The 16,533-nt window shown below is 68.6% G+C and carries 10 protein-coding genes and 2 CRISPR repeat arrays; of the genes, 2 read left to right on the top strand and 8 right to left on the bottom strand.

All coding sequences use genetic code 11. The features are described from left to right. Positions 1-1,398 precede the first annotated feature (1,398 nt). On the top strand, positions 1,399-2,118 hold the full coding sequence (locus DEF28_RS27210) for a hypothetical protein (RefSeq protein ID WP_147280099.1): 720 nt from the start codon (positions 1,399-1,401) through the stop codon (positions 2,116-2,118). Next, a complete protein-coding gene (locus DEF28_RS02180) occupies positions 2,022-2,678 on the top strand; it encodes a tetratricopeptide repeat protein (RefSeq protein WP_147281050.1) in 657 nt (218 codons plus the stop codon). The genes DEF28_RS27210 and DEF28_RS02180 overlap by 97 nt, the downstream gene beginning before the upstream one ends. A 216-nt stretch (positions 2,679-2,894) precedes the next feature. Further along, positions 2,895-4,736: direct repeats of the CRISPR family, unit length 37 nt; unit sequence GTTGCGATCCTCAGCCGCCCCGGAGGGCGGCTGCCAC. A gap of 148 nt (positions 4,737-4,884) precedes the next feature. On the opposite strand, the gene cas2 is transcribed toward DEF28_RS02180, so the two are convergent. From cas2 to DEF28_RS02135, 8 genes are all read right to left on the bottom strand, one after another. Next, a complete protein-coding gene (gene cas2, locus DEF28_RS02175; RefSeq protein WP_114397494.1) occupies positions 4,885-5,178 on the bottom strand; it encodes a CRISPR-associated endonuclease Cas2 in 294 nt (97 codons plus the stop codon). Further along, positions 5,178-6,212, bottom strand: coding sequence for a type I-C CRISPR-associated endonuclease Cas1c (gene cas1c / locus DEF28_RS02170; protein ID WP_114397490.1), 1,035 nt, complete (start codon positions 6,210-6,212; stop codon positions 5,178-5,180). Before cas1c ends, cas2 begins: the two co-directional genes overlap by 1 nt. Then, positions 6,205-6,873, bottom strand: coding sequence for a CRISPR-associated protein Cas4 (gene cas4, locus DEF28_RS02165; RefSeq protein WP_114397491.1), 669 nt, complete (start codon positions 6,871-6,873; stop codon positions 6,205-6,207). The genes cas1c and cas4 overlap by 8 nt, the downstream gene beginning before the upstream one ends. Further along, positions 6,870-7,853: a type I CRISPR-associated protein Cas7 gene (locus tag DEF28_RS02160; protein ID WP_114397492.1), complete on the bottom strand. Its 984-nt coding sequence runs from the start codon at positions 7,851-7,853 to the stop codon at positions 6,870-6,872. The genes cas4 and DEF28_RS02160 overlap by 4 nt, the downstream gene beginning before the upstream one ends. Continuing rightward, complete coding sequence (gene cas8c / locus DEF28_RS02155) at positions 7,850-9,661, bottom strand: type I-C CRISPR-associated protein Cas8c/Csd1 (protein WP_114446098.1); 1,812 nt, start codon at positions 9,659-9,661, stop codon at positions 7,850-7,852. The genes DEF28_RS02160 and cas8c overlap by 4 nt, the downstream gene beginning before the upstream one ends. Next, positions 9,661-10,344 (bottom strand): type I-C CRISPR-associated protein Cas5c, encoded by a 684-nt coding sequence (cas5c, locus tag DEF28_RS02150; protein WP_233515044.1) that lies wholly within the window; start codon positions 10,342-10,344, stop codon positions 9,661-9,663. Before cas5c ends, cas8c begins: the two co-directional genes overlap by 1 nt. Then, entirely contained in the window at positions 10,341-12,557 is a 2,217-nt protein-coding gene (locus DEF28_RS02145) for a CRISPR-associated endonuclease Cas3'' (protein WP_114398536.1), read from the bottom strand. Before DEF28_RS02145 ends, cas5c begins: the two co-directional genes overlap by 4 nt. Positions 12,558-12,798: 241 nt before the next feature. Further along, positions 12,799-14,137: direct repeats of the CRISPR family, unit length 37 nt; unit sequence GTTGCGATCCTCAGCCGCCCCGGAGGGCGGCTGCCAC. A 1,014-nt stretch (positions 14,138-15,151) separates the two neighbouring features. Then, positions 15,152-16,339 carry a lycopene cyclase family protein gene (locus DEF28_RS02135; protein ID WP_114398538.1) on the bottom strand — a complete coding sequence of 396 codons (1,188 nt, stop codon included), beginning with the start codon at positions 16,337-16,339 and terminating at the stop codon, positions 15,152-15,154. Positions 16,340-16,533: the final 194 nt, after the last annotated feature.

Raw genomic sequence — 16,533 nt, 5'->3', positions numbered from 1 at the left:
ATCCGCGACAGCCTGAGCGTCCAATCCCCGACTGGTACGACGGGCGACGGCCTTCAACGCCAGCATTCGGAGCCTGGCCGCCCCCACCATCCACTCCCCGGACACCCGCGCACGACGAACCACAACCCGCCACACACCATCCCGCAACTCACGCGACGTGCCACCGCGCAACAGCAGCGTCCGGAGCTCTACCAGCCCGACCTCACGTTCCAATACCTCCGCCACCGACCGCCCGCCCAAACACAACGGTTCCGGAACCTCCAAACGAACTCCCGCTCCACCACATCCAACGGCGAAACAAGAAAACCCGACACAAGACCTCCCCGGGGTCGGCGTCCAACATGGCGCCGGCCACGAAAGAAGAACCCGTAATCAGAACACACTCACCCCACAATCAAGCCGCAATCAAGAATTAATCAGTCAACAATCACGAGACGATCAGAGGGCGATCAACGACCACACGAGACCGGCCTACCATTCCGAAAGAACGAGCCAGTACGCCGATATAGCGTTCACCCTTACCGCTAGGAGGTAGGGACCAGCTCACCAACCGGGCAAACTTGGCGGCGGAGGCAGGGAACATTTCCTCCATCTAGTGGCACCCCTGGCGACGCCATTCAGCGAGCTGCCAGCCCAGCCGAGTGCACGTCGGGGCCACACCTCGACACCACTTCGGCTTCATCGGTGGAACGTTCCACAGCAGTGTTGTCGGCAAGGAGGGACGGCGCTACTACGACCTCGCCTCCCTTCGCACCGAATATGGTCCCCGGACGAATCACGTCCGGGGACACCATCACGTATGAAGTTTCCGTCAGTTGGACAAAAGCAGGGCGGTCTTAGCAGTTAGCTCAGCCCACCTCACCTGATCCTCTAGTTCCTGGCCGGCACGATCGCCGATCCTGTAGAGGGCTGCGGCTGTGTCGACCTTTCGAAGGGAACACTGAACGGAAATACCCCCAGAAAACCACACCAAGCAGCACGGTTGCACACACACAGAAAACGACTCCGCGTGGATCGCTTAGCTTGTCGGGTCTTATGTCCATGTCTCCTCACTACAACTAGGCATCGCGGAGCGAGCCTAGCGGACTGACGCCATGGTCGAGGGCATACCACCGAAGCTTCCGGAGCCGATTGCGAAGTCAGTCCACCTTAGGGTTGCCCACACACCAAAGACAAGATTCCGAGGTTTATGTCCGATTTTAGGACACATGCGTTAGCTAATCAAAGATGGGAGTGTTTTATATAGGGGGCGGCTAGCTCCCACAGCTCCCGCCCCCTTGCAAGAAATGCGACGACGGCATGCCACCGTTGCGATCCTCAGCCCCCACAGGGCTGCCACTTCAAGGAGCGTAACGCTGCCGCCCGACTGTACGGGTTGAAATCCTCAGTCACCCACACATGTTCGGCCCGGATGACCCTCGCATCGTCGACACCGAAGGGCTCGGCGAGTTCACGCGGACATGCGGACACCTGCCGCTGGCGTTGAAGCTCTCTGCAACGCTGCTAACCAGCCACCCCCACCAGACCCCGCGTGCCCTGGCAGCCCGACTCGCCGACACTTCGAAGCGCCCGGACGAGATAGAACTGGGGGCAAGCTCATCGAGAATGCGGAGTGCCTTCGACGCCTCATTTGAAAAACTGAGCGAGCGTCAGGGAGAGATGTTTGTCCGCCTCACACTGAACCCGGGACCCGACATCTCGACCTGCGGCGCTGCTGCGCTTGCCGGCATGCCAACCGAGGATGTGGAGGAGATACTCACCGATCTGGCCGCTGCCCGCCTCATCCGCCACGACACCGAGAGCAGACGGTGGTCCATGCACGGTCTGCTCCGTGACTACGCCGAGGTCCAACGCGCCACCCACACTGACAGCGCCCCGAGAACTGCAACAGCTCACGAAGAGGCGCGCGATCGTCTTCTCGACTTCTACTTGGTCCGCGCCGAGGCGGCCGCTGGTTGCCTGCGCGCTCTGCCAGGTGACGAGAGTCCACATATCTTCGATGGACGCGACGATGCTTTGGCGTGGCTGAACGCCGAACGCCGAACGCCGAACGCACCAACCTCATCGCCGTTGTCACCACGGCTGGAGGCGATCACCCTCACGTCGCTGTTCGCGTGAGCGCTCCCCTCTGCGAGTACCTGTCCTGGCGACGATTCCTCAGCGACCAGCTAACCGTGGCCACCATGGCCCGCGATATCGCCCGAGCGATCGGGGATCTCCGCAATGAAGCCGACTTCTGGAATAACCTTGGCTCCGCGCTACAGGATCTCCACCGATTCAACGAAGCGATCGCTGTTTTGCAACGCGCCCGCGACCTCTACCAACAAATCGATGACTGCCACAGCGAGGCCGACGCATGGAACAACCTCGGCCTCACACCCCGCTCCGTCCACCACTACGACGAAGCCATCACTGTCCACGAACGCGCCCGCGACCTCTACCAACAAATCGGCGACCTTCATCGCGAAGCGGGGGCGTGGAGTAACCTCGGCCTCACACTCCGCGAGGTGCAGCAAATGTTTGAGGCGATGCATGCCTTCCAGCGCGCGGCGGTCTTGTACGCGGAAGCACAGGACGACGACCGACGCCAAGTCCTGCGGTTGTTGAGTTCGGCGCGCGATGCACACGAACGCCTGCGTCGTGAGGCGTTGGCCCGCATCATCGGATCACATTCTTGAAGCAGTCGTCACTGCACACCAGTCGTCCTGACCTGCACGCGTCCGACGGGCCCCGTGTGTTTAGGACGAAAGGCCGCAATCGCAAGTGATCCCCGAAGGGCGGCTGCCACACGCCGACGTCTACCAGAACCCTGACCACGGAACGTTACGATCCTCAGCCTCCCGAAGGGCGGCTGCCCCCGGAGCGTCCTCGTCGTAGCCGGGGTGGCTCTCCGGGTTGCGATCCTCAGCCGCCCCGGAGGGCGGCTGCCACCGGTCGCCGTCGCTCCACGCCGTGTGGTCGATGACGTTGCGATCCTCAGCCGCCCCGGAGGGCGGCTGCCACCGGGATGCCTACGACCGGCTCCGGAAGGAGGGGCGTTGCGATCCTCAGCCGCCCCGGAGGGCGGCTGCCACACGCACCATGGCGATGCCGTGCCGGCTATCCAGCGTTGCGATCCTCAGCCGCCCCGGAGGGCGGCTGCCACCGCATATCGACAGTGCGTCGATGTGCTGGTTCCAAGTTGCGATCCTCAGCCGCCCCGGAGGGCGGCTGCCACTACGCCTGCTCGGCGACAGAGAGGCTGTCAGTCGAGTTGCGATCCTCAGCCGCCCCGGAGGGCGGCTGCCACTGCTGCCACCACGCGTACTGCATGAGGCTGGAACAGTCGTTGCGATCCTCAGCCGCCCCGGAGGGCGGCTGCCACCATGCCGCGCAGCACGTCACCAGGGCACGAGGTGGGTTGCGATCCTCAGCCGCCCCGGAGGGCGGCTGCCACACACCCAGGCCACGGCCGAAGGCATGAGCCCCGAGGTTGCGATCCTCAGCCGCCCCGGAGGGCGGCTGCCACACTCCACCAGCTCGTCGTCCAGGTAGACCTCGATCGTTGCGATCCTCAGCCGCCCCGGAGGGCGGCTGCCACCGGCCAGGGCGCAGATGACCGAGACGAGGAGCCCTGTTGCGATCCTCAGCCGCCCCGGAGGGCGGCTGCCACTCGTTCGCGCCGGCGAGGCGTGGCACGTCGAGGGGCCGTTGCGATCCTCAGCCGCCCCGGAGGGCGGCTGCCACATTGAGCTCTTCAATCAGCGCCACCAGGGCGTCACGTTGCGATCCTCAGCCGCCCCGGAGGGCGGCTGCCACATCGACTCCTCTCGCTTGTCAGGGTTTCTTGACGCGTTGCGATCCTCAGCCGCCCCGGAGGGCGGCTGCCACGTCGGCGTAGGTCAGAGACGTGAGTGTGCGTTCACCGTTGCGATCCTCAGCCGCCCCGGAGGGCGGCTGCCACGACCCTCGCACCCGCTCCCGGCTGGTCGAGCCCAAGTTGCGATCCTCAGCCGCCCCGGAGGGCGGCTGCCACCGGGAGACGGTCAAGATCGTGGACATCATGACGGAGTTGCGATCCTCAGCCGCCCCGGAGGGCGACTGCCACCTCAGACCCGGTCGTCCTGGTACTGCATCCGGCCGTTGCGATCCTCAGCCGCCCCGGAGGGCGACTGCCACCCGCCACGATCGAGCTGTGGCCGACCGCCGGCAACGTTGCGATCCTCAGCCGCCCCGGAGGGCGACTGCCACGCTCCCCCGACAGCCGGTAGCCGGCCTGTTGCTCGTTGCGATCCTCAGCCGCCCCGGAGGGCGACTGCCACGCCCGTGACACCGTTTACGCGGACCTGAGATCCCGGGGTTGCGATCCTCAGCCGCCCCGGAGGGCGACTGCCACCCCGGGAGGCCCGCGAGCTCGAACTCCAAGCGTCGGTTGCGATCCTCAGCCGCCCCGGAGGGCGACTGCCACGCCGCTGCCTGTTCGGCCGCCGCGAGTCGCTCGGTGTTGCGATCCTCAGCCGCCCCGGAGGGCGACTGCCACCGGTCCGAGCCCCCTCGACCTCTGCGGCAGGAGGCGTTGCGATCCTCAGCCGCCCCGGAGGGCGACTGCCACCCTCGTCGCCGGGCCGCAGCCGCCGGTCGCCGAGCCGTTGCGATCCTCAGCCGCCCCGGAGGGCGACTGCCACCCTGGCGCCGGTCCTTGCGGCGACGCTGGGGAGCAGTTGCGATCCTCAGCCGCCCCGGAGGGCGACTGCCACGCCGCCTGAACAGGGGAGATGCGCCACGCTGAGGCGCGCCCCATGTTCTCACGGCTTCCATTCGAACCCTTTCGTCCGTTTTTCGCTTGGGAACCTCCCCGGGATTCTCTGCTCACTTCAGGTCCCCAAGCAGAGGCCAAGGCGTTCATCAGATGATGATCGCGTCGTTGTGCCCAACCGCCCGGGCGGCCCCGAGGGTGCGCACCACCGTGAATCCGTCAGGCGGAAGCCGGTAAACGCGGATGCTGTCGGCCTCGTCGTCGATCACGCGGCCGATGCGGTCGATCAACGTCAACACCCCAGGCTCGTCGCTGATGATCTCGAAGACCGACTTTTGAACACGCCGGCCATACCCTTCGCAGATCTGGGCCACCGTCCGGAGCCGGCGCCGCCCTTCGGGTGTGGTGGTGTTGACGTCATAGGTGAGGAGAAGCAGCTGCATCACGCCGGAATCCAAGGAAGGTAGTCGGAGAGTTCCCCGCGCAGATGGCGGGCGAGGAGGCGGGCCTGTACCACGGGGAGTAGCGCTGCGGGAACCCCGCGTTTCAGCAGTTTGTGTTTCCATTCCCGCTGTTTCCAGCGCTGCCATTCGGTGAGGACGATCGTGCGGCCTTCATCGGTGAGGTTGACCGCCCCTCCCGGCAGCGTTTCGAAGTGGCGGGCTTGGACCTGGTGGCGGTTGAGCATCGTGAGGGCGAGCCGGTCAGCGAGTACCGGGCGGAACTCTTCCATGAGGTCGAGCGCGAGAGCGGGCTTGCCCGGGCGCAGGCTGTGCAGGAACCCGACGTAGGGGTCGAGCCCGACCTGTTCGGCCGCACCGTGCACGAGGCTGCGGGTCAGGCCGTAGAGGAAGGACAGCAACGCGTTGACCGGGTCGGTCGGCGGGCGGCGGTTGCGGCCCCTCATCGGGCCGGTGTCGTTGTCAGGGCGCAGCATCCACCCGAACGCCTCGTAGTAGGTCTGCGCGGTCTTGCCTTCGATCCCCATGAGCTGGTCGACGGACACGGCGCCGGCGGCGTCAGCCAGGTAGGTCTCGCACTCCTTGATGTTGGCCCGGATGTCGCGTTTTCGGTCGGCATCGGGGACGTCACGGGCTCCGCGCAGCATGATCTGCCGGGAGTTCTGGATCTTGCCCGCGATGAACGCGCGGGCGATGGCCAGACGGGTCTGTTCCCGGTCGTGGATCTGGTGCTGGGCGTGCCGGAGCAGCACGTTGCCGCGGACAGGGCCCTCCATACGGGAGAGGAAGCGGCCGGCGCGTGACATCCACACGATGCTGCGGCCGTCCTCGGCGCAGCGGGCCTGCAGTTCGGAGCTGATGTTGACGTGTCCGTAGACGACGATGGCGTCGAGCCTGCGCAGTGGCAGGGTACGGCGGGATTCGTCGTCGGGGGTGCGGATGCGGACGCTGTCGTGATCGAGGTACAGGCCAGCGCCCTGGGTCTGCACGTAGAGGGTGTTGAGAAGTTCAGTCATTCCAGGTCGCTTCTGGCGCCGGGCGGAAGAGTTGGGCCGCGGCGCTGGTGTAGGAGCGTTGGTTGGCCAGCAGTTTGGGCATGCAGGAGGTGTTCATCGAGCAGCGGCGGCAGCGCGCGTCGGCGGCCGGTGGCGGCAGCGAGAGTTCTTGGATGAGTTTCCGGACGGCGTCGGCGGTGTCGAGGACGCGCTGGCGGAGTTCGTCGGTGATGGCGACACGGTGACGGCGGCGTTGGGTGCCGGAGTAGATCTGGCCGGAGGGGATGGTGCGGCCGAACATTTCTTCCAGGCACATCGCCTGTCCGGCGAGTTGGACGTCGGCGGGGCCTCCGGGTGTGTAGTCGCCGGACTTGTGCTCGACCGGGATGGCGTGGCCGTCGCTGCGTAGTTCGACGACGTCGCACACCCCGGTGAGGCCGTAGGTGTCGGACCAGACGGGCAGGGCCCGCAGGACGCGGAGTTCGCCGCAGGTGTCGATGCCGGGTTCGTGGACGCGCTGGTGCAGCAGTGTTCCGCGAGTGGTGGCCGCGTCGTCGACGTAGCCGTCTTCGAGAAGGATGAGCCCGGCCTGGCGCCCGCAGTAGGCGTAGTGCTCCAGGGCTGAGAGGGTGACCTGGGGTGGGCCGCCCGGCGGGGCGGCCCACGTTGTGGCGCTCGTCATCCGAGGAGCGTGGTGAGCGTGACGCCGGCGGGCACTGCCTCGGCGTCGATCTGGACGGTGTAGTCGTTGAAGGACCTCGTCACCGGGCCGTCCTTCTGCGCCCGGTCGATCCGGAGGAGGTCGAAGAGGCGGCCGGCCGGGACGCGGCCGAAGGCATCGTCGTGGGTGAAAACGTACAGGCCACGCAAGGTCATCTCGCCGCGGGTGGCGGCCCGATCGTGTTCGAAGGCCAGCGTGAACGCCCGCCAGAACATGTCAAGGTCATCGTGGGTGACACCGGTGCGTCGGGCCAGCGGCGCGCTGAAGTAGCCGTGCCCCCGGTACAGGCCGTAGGGAATGGTGTGCTTGGTGCCTATCTCGGTGCTCTCGCCGTTGGCGACGTCTTCCTCGCGGGTCTGGGTGACGCGGGTAATGCCGTTCTCTAGGGGAAGGACGACGTCGACGCTGCGGGAGAAGGTGAGCTGCACAGGGCCTTGGACGCGCCCGCAGGAATAGCGAACACGCGTGGTCTTGGCCTTCTTCCCCTTGCCCTTGCTCTTGGAGGTCGGCTCGCTCTCGCCGTCCTCGGCCGCGGCGCTCTCCTGCGCGGTGCCGGTGGACATGACCGCGCCGAACATGCGCACGTCGAAGAACGCTTCGCACATCCAGTCCCGGGCCTTGTCCTCGGCGCCGGCCTGGCCGGGCGTGAGGTCGAGTTCGGCGTAGGCGCGCTTGTGCTGGGCGTTGAGCGCGACACCGGCCTCGACGTAGATGTCGTAGCCCGGCTTCTTCTCTCCGAGCAGCGCCACCATGTTGCGGATCTTGCGTTTGACGGCGACGTCGGTGACGATACCCTGTCCGGTCTCGGGGTCGGTGCGGGGCGCGCCGCCGGCGTCGGGGTCGCCGTTGGGGTTGCCGTCGCGCACGTCGAACAGGAACACGAAGTCGTGCTTGCGCGCCGGGTCCAGGTGGGCGGTCAGGTCGGTGGTGGGCGTGCTCATGCGGTCGGGCCTTCCTCGGTGTCGTCGGAGTGGTCGGTGTCGCCGGAGGGCGGGGTGTTCTTGGTTTTTGCGGCCTGCTCGCGCATGGCGCGCAGATCATCGGCGCGCTGGTGGTACAGGCCGAGCAGGAAGCGGCCCTGGTCCTCGGCGGTCAGGGTGGCGGGCAGTGGGCGCGGGCCGAGAAGCTCGTGGAGCTCGGCCAGCCGTCGCTCGCGCAACGTGGCCCAACCGCCCTTGTCGCTGCTGCGGCGCAGTCGGCTCAGGTGCTTGTTCGCCTTGTCCAGCAGCGACGGGTACACGGCCTGGGGTCGAGTCATGGCCACACGGAGAAAGCGGTCCTCGATGCCGGCGTTGACCTCACCGAGGGCGTCCCGCTGGATGCGGGCCAGGGTGGCGAACATGCGGCCCCACACATAGGCGGGGTGGCGGGCGTCGGGGTCGAGTTCAGGTGTCACGGGTTCCTCACCGGGTCGGATCGAACGTGTGAGCAGCAGGCGCAGCAGCGCGGCGCGGGCCGAGTCAAGGCGGCGGTCGCTGCCGATGCGCTGGAGCAGACGCGCCAGGAACTGGGGCGGTAGGCGGGTGTCGGTCAGCGCGGCCCGTAGCAGGCGGGGGCGGGCGGAGCGGGGCTCGGACTTGGCCACGTAGCGGCCGGCCTGGTCGTCATAGCGGGCAAGCGCGAGCGCAAGCCGCCACAACGGCTGGGCTTCGAGTTCCCCGGCCGGCCCGTTCCACGGGTTGAGCACCTCGTGGTCGTCGAACCAGCGGACCAAGCGTCGGCGAAGGTCCGGGATCGTGGTCTCGATCCAGTCCCGTACCACCAGGCGACTGCGGTTCGCGCTGAGGGTGAGCGCGTAGAAGGCGTCGTCGTTGTCGTCGTGCGGAGCGGGACGGTGGCGGGGACGGTCGACGGAGGCGCGCAGGTTCTTCACCACCTGGGGAGTGGGCTCCCACAGCGCGTCCCACATGTCTTCGGAGGTGCTGCGGCGGGTCCACCAGGTCATGACGCTGTCGGCGGCACGGGTGTGGTGGCGCTCGTCGCTGAGCAGCAGGGTGAGCGCACCGGTGGCCCGGGCGGCGCACTGGCCGCAGACGGGGGTGTTCCCCAGCTGGATCTGACCGCCTCGCCCCTGGGCGGGCTTGTTGATGCTGACGACTTGGACTTCGTTGCCGCGCCCGTCGGCCACGGGGATAAGGGTGGAGCGCACCGACTCCGGCATGGTGGTGACGAGCAGAGCGCGCTGGCCGCAGACCAGGCAGATGCCCGTGGTGGCCTTGGGGTTCTTGCGGCGGATCACCACGTCGGACCAGAAACTCTGGGCGGCGGGGTGGGTGTCGATCCACTGGCCGTCCACCTGGAAGGAGACGATCTCGGACGCCTGGAGTTCATCGGTGGGCAGGGCGCGGTAGCGGCCGCTGGAGAAGAACGTGGCGACAGCCTGAACGGTGGGGTCGTCGGGGTGGGCGTCGGACCACTCATCGAGGAGCTTGCGATAGGCGGCGTGGCGATTGACGGCGGCCGTGGCGCTCTTGACTGAATCGTCCTTGGCCACGCCCAGGACGTACTCGGCGGTGTCGACGACCAGGGCCGGGGCGATCCCGCTGGTGCGCACCGCCAACGGGGTGGGCCGCGGCGTTCCTGTCGGGCTGTCGGCACCGCCGAGTTCATGGATGGGCGTGCGCGCGTTGGTGATCTCACCGGCGCTGTTCAGGCTGATCATCCGGCGCACGCCACGAACGCGGTGGTAGGCGGGCGGAAGGTCGTCCTGGCGCCGCCGCGCGTAGTCGACCAGGGCTGTCAGCAGCATCAGGGGGCTCCCATCGCGATGATCTCCGGGTCAGCGAGCAGCCCCTGCTCTGGGACGGTGAGGACGCCGCGCTGCAGGCGGGCGCGGAACCACCGGTAGTTCTCGCCGCCCCCTGGTTGGTAGTCGATGCTGTGCAGCATCAAGCCGAGGTCAGCGCTGTGGTCGATCGGCGGCTGGTCGCCGGCTTTGCCGAAGTCGCACGCGAACTCCCGGGTGCCCAGGAACGGCTGGGAGAAGCAGGCGCCGCGGTCGACCCGGCGGCGGAACTGGTCCCGCCAGCGCGCCTCGGGGCCGTCTGCGTGGGGGCGCGGCCGGATCTGGGCGCTGATGCGGTAGGCGACGTCGCGCAGGCAGACAGTGTTGCGCTGGTCGCGGTCGCGCTCGATGTCGTAGCGGAGTGTCGGGTCGCGGCGGGCTCGGGCCACCCAGTGGTGGCTGAGCATGCTGCTCGCCTCGTTGCGGCGGATCGAGAACCACGCGATCGGCCGCAGGACCTCGATCCGGGTGATGAGGTAGTCGAACTCCGGTTTCCAGTAGATCGACTCCAGCAGCCCCTTGGCCGCTGAGGGCGTCATGACCGGGTAGCTGACCCGTTCGGCCTTCAGCTCCGGGCGGGTGAAGCAGGCGAAGGGGCCGGCCACCTCCACGACGAGCGGCGGGTGGGGGAAGTGCGGGCGTGTCACCAGACCATGTCCTCTTCGTTGAAGGTGTCGAGTCCGCGGTGCTCGTCGTACGCGCCGTCCCACAGCAGGAGGTCGCCGAGCCACTGAGCGTCGCCGGCATCGACGGCGCGGCGAGCGCGGTGCTGAGGCAGGGAGGCCATGAACGGCTGGAGCCGCCGTATCAGGGATCGCTGCTGGGCGGGGTCGACGTGGGGCAGAGCCCGGAGGAGGTCGTCGGCTTCCTTCTCCCGCTGCGGGTTGCAGCGCGGGACCACGACGGGCACCGAGTGCTCGTCGATCATGCGGAACGCCTGCGCCACCCGGGGAAAGTCACCGTCCTGCCGCCACCGCTGGATCATCGCCCCGTTGACACTGCGCGGCTTGTCAGCCGAGCCCGTCGGGTGTTCCAGGTTCTGGTTGATGAACCGGCGCCGGTAGTACGCCCGGATCGCTTCCCTGTCGTCGGGGTCGGCCAGGCCGGGGCCGAAGAACTCCGCGGTGGCGGCCAGGGCCGCCTTGTAGGACTCATCGCTGGGGTGTCCGCCGTCGACGGGGTCGAAGACCACCACATGCCCGCAGTCCAGGTCGCCGTCCCGGTTGCAGCGGCCCGCGGCCTGCTGGAGGGAGTCCGCGCACGTCCACGCCCGCCATACCAGCGGGAAGTCCAGGTCGACCCCGGCCTCGATCAACTGGGTGGACACCAGCGCGATCGGGCCCCCCGCGCGCAGGCGCGCCTTCACCTCGGCGATCACACGCGCGCGGTGCTCGGCGGCCATCCGCGTCGACAAGTGCCGGCAATGCAGGCTGCGGTCGGGCAGCAGGCGGTGCAGCGCGGCGGCGTCGCGGGTCGTGTTGACGATCGTCAGGGACTGCCGTGCATCGGCGAGTTCGTCGGCGACCTTCTCCCACGTGGGGCGCGGCTGCAGCCTCCACTCGTAGCGCACCCGACGCGCCCTGTCGTCCAGCCCGGCGGCCGGCGGCACGATGTCACGCACGGGAAGGTCGGCGAACGGCGCCAGTGCCCAGTAGCTGGGCTGGGTGGCCGAGGACAGCACCACCGTCGTCCCGAAGTGCTCGGTCAGGGTGCGCAACACCGACAGGATCGGCAGCACCAATCGGTCCGGGATCGCCTGGACCTCGTCCAGCAGGATCACCGCGCCGGCGAGCCGGTGCAGCTTGCGCATCGCCGAGGGGCGGTGGGAGAAGATCGACTCGAACAGCTGCACCATGGTGGTCACCACGAACGGCGCATCCCAGTTCTCCGCCGCCAAGCGCTGCCACGGCTTGCCCTGCGGCGTTTGGCGTTCCTCTGCTGGCTCCAGTTCGACGGCGCTGTGGTGCTCCAACACGGTGGGCAGCTGTCCCTTGGCGTCGAGCAGGCGCCGGAGCACCTCGGCGTTCTGGTCGGTGATCGACAGGAAGGGCACCGCCATAACGACCCGGCGCATGCCATGAGCGGCCAGGTGGCGCAGGCCGAACCCGGCCATGGCCAACGTCTTGGCGGTCCCGGTCGGGGCGGCGAGCCGGAACACGCCCGGCGGGAGCTTGGCCGCCGTCGCCGCGTAGTCATACACCTCGCCACGCAGTCCGGCCAACCGCGAGGAGCTGCCGGCGACCATGGCCGCGCGCTGGCGTTCGAACCGCTCGACCAGACGGCCGGGCTCCTCCGATGAGACGGGGCGGGCGCCGGAGTGGTGTCGTTCGGTGTCGAGGAAGTCGGCGTCCACAACCGCGCTGAACAGCATCCGCATGAACACGTCGCACGTCGGCCAATCCCGCCCGTCCACCCACGACGGCACCTGCGGCCGTTCTGCCGGGACGATTTCGGGCACCTCTCGGGCCACCCGGTCCACCGTCGCCTGAAACTCCGCGAGCCGGTCGCCGGTCACCCGCCGCACCGCGTCTTGGAGGTCCTGCCGGTCCGGCAACCCGCCGTGGTGCCCCAGCACCACGGCCGACCACACCCCGGCATGGCGAGCCGCCCACCACGTTCCCTCGTGCTTGTGGGGAACACCAACCGGCCGATCGGCACCAGCCACGCATACCAGACCGTCCTGCCAGACTGGCTTTCCTTTGCCGACATCGTGCGCCAGACCAAGAAAACGCCCCAAATCGCCCGACTGGAACGCTTTCGCATATTCGTATGCCAAATCCCCCGTTCCACGAAGGTGATCACGAAGCGAATGCCATTGCCCGTCGCTGTTCGGGCTGTGCGCGACAAGTTCTCCCACCATCTCCCCTCCTCCCGAGCACCGGAAGGAAAGGTAAGACACCCCAGAGACAATCAGAGCCACACGGAACCAGCGTGACCTGAAATGGACAACTGAGAAGTGGTTTTCCCAATTCACCATTCTTGCGAGGAGTGCTGTGCTATAGAGCAGGTGGGCAGGCCCGGTGTAAGGCAGGTTGGGTCCTCAGCGTCTCCGAAGGACGGTTGCCACCCGACGAGATCGGCCTCACCGAACAGGGCTTGCGGTTGCGATCCTCAGCCGCCCCGAAGGGCGGCTGCCACCTCCGCCCTCGACTGGTGCGAGGTCGGCGAGGTCCAGGTTGCGATCCTCAGCCGCCCCGAAGGGCGGCTGCCACGCCGAGCATCATCATGATCGCGCAGATAGTGAGGCCGTTGCGATCCTCAGCCGCCCCGGAGGGCGGCTGCCACACGGGCCAGTCGGGGCCGCGCAGGGTGAGAGCGCCGTTGCGATCCTCAGCCGCCCCGGAGGGCGGCTGCCACAGTTCGTGGACCAGCGCCACACCTCGCGTGTGCAGGTTGCGATCCTCAGCCGCCCCGGAGGGCGGCTGCCACCCTGCACATCCTCGGGCAGTCCATCACGCAGTTCGTGTTGCGATCCTCAGCCGCCCCCGAGGGCAGCTGCCACCCCCCGGTGTCCACCTCCAGCCCTTTCGTCAGCCCGTTGCGATCCTCAGCCGCCCCCGAGGGCGGCTGCCACTGCTCCCCCGACAGCCGGTAGCCCGCCTCGGCCTCGTTGCGATCCTCAGCCGCCCCGGAGGGCGGCTGCCACCCGCCGACGTCGAGGCCGCCATCCACCGCGCCAGCGTTGCGATCCTCAGCCGCCCCGGAGGGCGGCTGCCACGCCCGCACGGGCCGCGTTGAGGCGCTGCTCGAAGTGTTGCGATCCTCAGCCGCCCCGGAGGGCGGCTGCCACCTCGGCGCTCCACCCGGCCGGCAGTTCGGGCCGGGGTTGCGATCCTCAGCCGCCCCGGAGGGCGGCTGCCACCCGTCACGGACGGGGAGTTCCGCGAGATGGTGCTGGTTGCGATCCTCAGCCGCCCCGGAGGGCGGCTGCCACCGGTTCCTCCGCCGCTGCTGCGCCGCACGGACCTGTTGCGATCCTCAGCCGCCCCGGAGGGCGGCTGCCACGTCGCGTGGAAGCCCGCACGGTCGCTGCTTCTTGAGTTGCGATCCTCAGCCGCCCCGGAGGGCGGCTGCCACTCGGGTGCCGGACGGCAACCAACCAGATCGAGCAGTGTTGCGATCCTCAGCCGCCCCGGAGGGCGGCTGCCACCGCCGGGGCCGTCCGGTCCACCTGGCCCCGCCGGCGTTGCGATCCTCAGCCACCCCGGAGGGCGGCTGCCACCCCTCAACGCGCACTACACCGACTTCTCCCTGGTGGTTGCGATCCTCAGCCGCCCCGGAGGGCGGCTGCCACCGAGTGCTCGCAAGGAGAGCCGCGAGTTCCTGATGGGTTGCGATCCTCAGCCGCCCCGGAGGGCGGCTGCCACCTGGTCGGACAGTCCGGGACCGCTGTTGGCCTGCGAGTTGCGATCCTCAGCCGCCCCGGAGGGCGGCTGCCACGGCACTCGACCAGCGGTTTCGTGAGCACGAACCCATTCGCCGAGCTGCAAGACGGGGAATTTCATACCCCTGTGCCCAATTCATGCTTAAGAACCTCCCGGGGATTTTCTGACCACTAGAGGTCCCCAAGCATCCAACCCAGACCTTTCCATACTTCCTTGAAAGACGCGAAACCCTTAACCGCCGACATACACTCCACGCCCTCACGTGTGCAGCGTCGCCAACAGCAAACGCACCACCTCCTGAACATCCGCCGCCGGAACCACCGTCCTACCGCCGCCGACGCTACTCCACTCGAAGACCCCGCTCCGGCACCACACCGTAATCCCGCTCGGCAGCGACAGCACCGACACCGACACGTGCACCGCTCCATAGATCCGGTGCACGCCGTGCGAGCGCAACGCCGCGTACAACCGCTGGGCGGGGCCGACAGCGTCCGCTCCTGCACCTACCGGTGGACCGGAATTCGGCATGGTTCGCCAGCCCGCCGACTGGAGCTTCCGGGTGGAAGGGCGGGCGCCGCTGCCATCGACTCGCCTCGGTCGTTCGTCATGATGAACGCGAGTGTGGCTGTTTCCCCGGGGTCGTGGGCGCGCGATCGTCCTCATCGGGCGCCTCCCACAACTAGAACCGGCACATGTCGGCGCGTGTCTCGCGCTGAAACGCCGGGCCCCATCGCCATGGGCCCCCCGACAAGGCTGGACGACCAGGCTCGCCCCAGACCTTCCGGTCAGCGTGTCCCTGCCGGAGGCAAGGAACCACACACCCATGCCCTGATCGACGCATCCGCGTCGCCTTTCCGCCCGACCAGCCGCCCGGTGCGGCTGGTCGGGGTCCATGGAAGCGCTACTCTGTGTATCCTGACAACACGTTTCCGTGAAGATGCTCGGAAATACTCGGCGGACGGCTACGCCGATTGCCAGGGATAAACCGCCTCGATCGTCAGGATCCGGCGGCGGTTGGGCTGCCCATCTGCTGGGAGGCCCCCTAAAGCCCACTTCATCCGGATGCCCCTCACCCCCGGCGTCGTCTGAGTCCCCTCCGCCATGCGTGTTCGAGTGTCGTCAGGGCCATCGGTCCGACCGGGGTTGTCGCTCCCAGGGCCAGTTCGCGGGTGAGGCCGCTGCGGCCGTCGAGGAAGTCGAGGACGCCGGGGAGTCCGTTGCGGCGGAAGAGGCGGGCGAAGAAGTCGGCTCCGTCGAGTCTTCCGGTGTCGAGTGCGCGCAGCAGGACGGCGTCCATCGCGAGGTGGCGTGGGCGGTGCGGCACCGGGGGGACCGGGGTGCGGCCGTGGTGCAGGGCGGTGGTGATCGCGGTGGCCTGGCGTTGGATGCCGCTGAACGTGTATCCGGTGGCGGGGCGGGTGGCGCCGCCGGAGGTGCCGATGCGGAAGACGCGGCGGCCGGCCCGGGTGTGCCAGCGGCCGTCGGTCATCGGGATCGCCCCCTGTTCGACGGCCGTGACGGTGAAGGGGCCGAGGTCGAGGCAGCGGCCGGTGTAGTCGCGCAGCGCGGCCGTGTAGCCGGCGTCGTCGAGGGCCGCGCGGGTGAACTCCGTGTACTCGACCAGCGCCTCCCGCGCCGAGAGCGGCAGCAGGTAGCCGAAGCTCACCCCGCGGCGCGGCTGGGGTGTGCGCAGGTCCATCAGGCAGGCGGTGTCCGGGGTGAACGCGTCGCCGGATGTGCGGACGAACCAGCCGCGGAAGTGCTGGAGCAGGGCCGTCGCGTCGGCCGGCGCCCGCGCGAGGGGGCGGGAGTCGAACACCCATCGGGCGGCCAGCTCCGATTCCGCGCCGGCCGGGTCCCTCATCCGCAGCACGGCGCGCTCCGGGCCGTCCTCGATCGCGGTGACCGTCGCGGTCAGCTGCTCCCGCTCGCGGAGCGCGCCGCGGACGTGCCGGTCGACGTCGCGTGAGCGCAGCATCTTGTACGTCAGTGGCTCGGCGGAAGCGCGGTGCCGGGTGCCGTCGGGCTCGACGACCTCCAGGTGCTCCCACCGCGCCGCGACGATCGGATCCCACGGGCCGGGCCCGCGCTCCCAGAAGCACCATGTCCGCTCCGGCGGGGTGCCGGGTCCGGGAGGCGGCTCCAGCAGCGCGATGGTAAGGGGGTGACCGGAGGCGGCGTTCGCCGCGGCCAGGCGGTGGGTAAGGGACAGTCCGGCGGCACCCGCACCCACCACGGCGACGTCGACCTCGCGCATGGCGCCAGCATGGCACGGGCGGTGGCCGCGCACCCGGTGGGATGAGCGGGGAGTCGCCGATCGGGCACGGGAGGGATGCCATGGCGCACGCGGAGGCCGCCGCGTCCGACGACGCGGACGGGGAGTCGCGGGCCCTCCCGCACGGACCAGGCGACATGGCGCACGCGGAAGCCGCCGCGTCCGACGACGCGGAC

Source organism: Marinitenerispora sediminis, from assembly GCF_003336425.1.
In the GTDB taxonomy this organism is placed as follows: domain Bacteria; phylum Actinomycetota; class Actinomycetes; order Streptosporangiales; family Streptosporangiaceae; genus Marinitenerispora; species Marinitenerispora sediminis.
The sequence above is the reverse complement of the archived record's forward strand: the minus strand, read 5'-3'. Positions and strand labels throughout refer to the sequence as shown.

What these genes read in the sequence shown, in the direction of transcription:
- DEF28_RS27210 (WP_147280099.1), top strand. Translation starts at nt 1,399, where the DNA reads ATGTTCGGCCCGGATGACCCTCGCATCGTCGACACCGAAGGGCTCGGC.
- cas2 (WP_114397494.1), bottom strand. Translation starts at nt 5,178, where the DNA reads ATGCAGCTGCTTCTCCTCACCTATGACGTCAACACCACCACACCCGAA.
- cas1c (WP_114397490.1), bottom strand. Translation starts at nt 6,212, where the DNA reads ATGACTGAACTTCTCAACACCCTCTACGTGCAGACCCAGGGCGCTGGC.
- cas4 (WP_114397491.1), bottom strand. Translation starts at nt 6,873, where the DNA reads ATGACGAGCGCCACAACGTGGGCCGCCCCGCCGGGCGGCCCACCCCAG.
- DEF28_RS02160 (WP_114397492.1), bottom strand. Translation starts at nt 7,853, where the DNA reads ATGAGCACGCCCACCACCGACCTGACCGCCCACCTGGACCCGGCGCGC.
- cas8c (WP_114446098.1), bottom strand. Translation starts at nt 9,661, where the DNA reads ATGCTGCTGACAGCCCTGGTCGACTACGCGCGGCGGCGCCAGGACGAC.
- DEF28_RS02145 (WP_114398536.1), bottom strand. Translation starts at nt 12,557, where the DNA reads ATGGTGGGAGAACTTGTCGCGCACAGCCCGAACAGCGACGGGCAATGG.
- DEF28_RS02135 (WP_114398538.1), bottom strand. Translation starts at nt 16,339, where the DNA reads ATGCGCGAGGTCGACGTCGCCGTGGTGGGTGCGGGTGCCGCCGGACTG.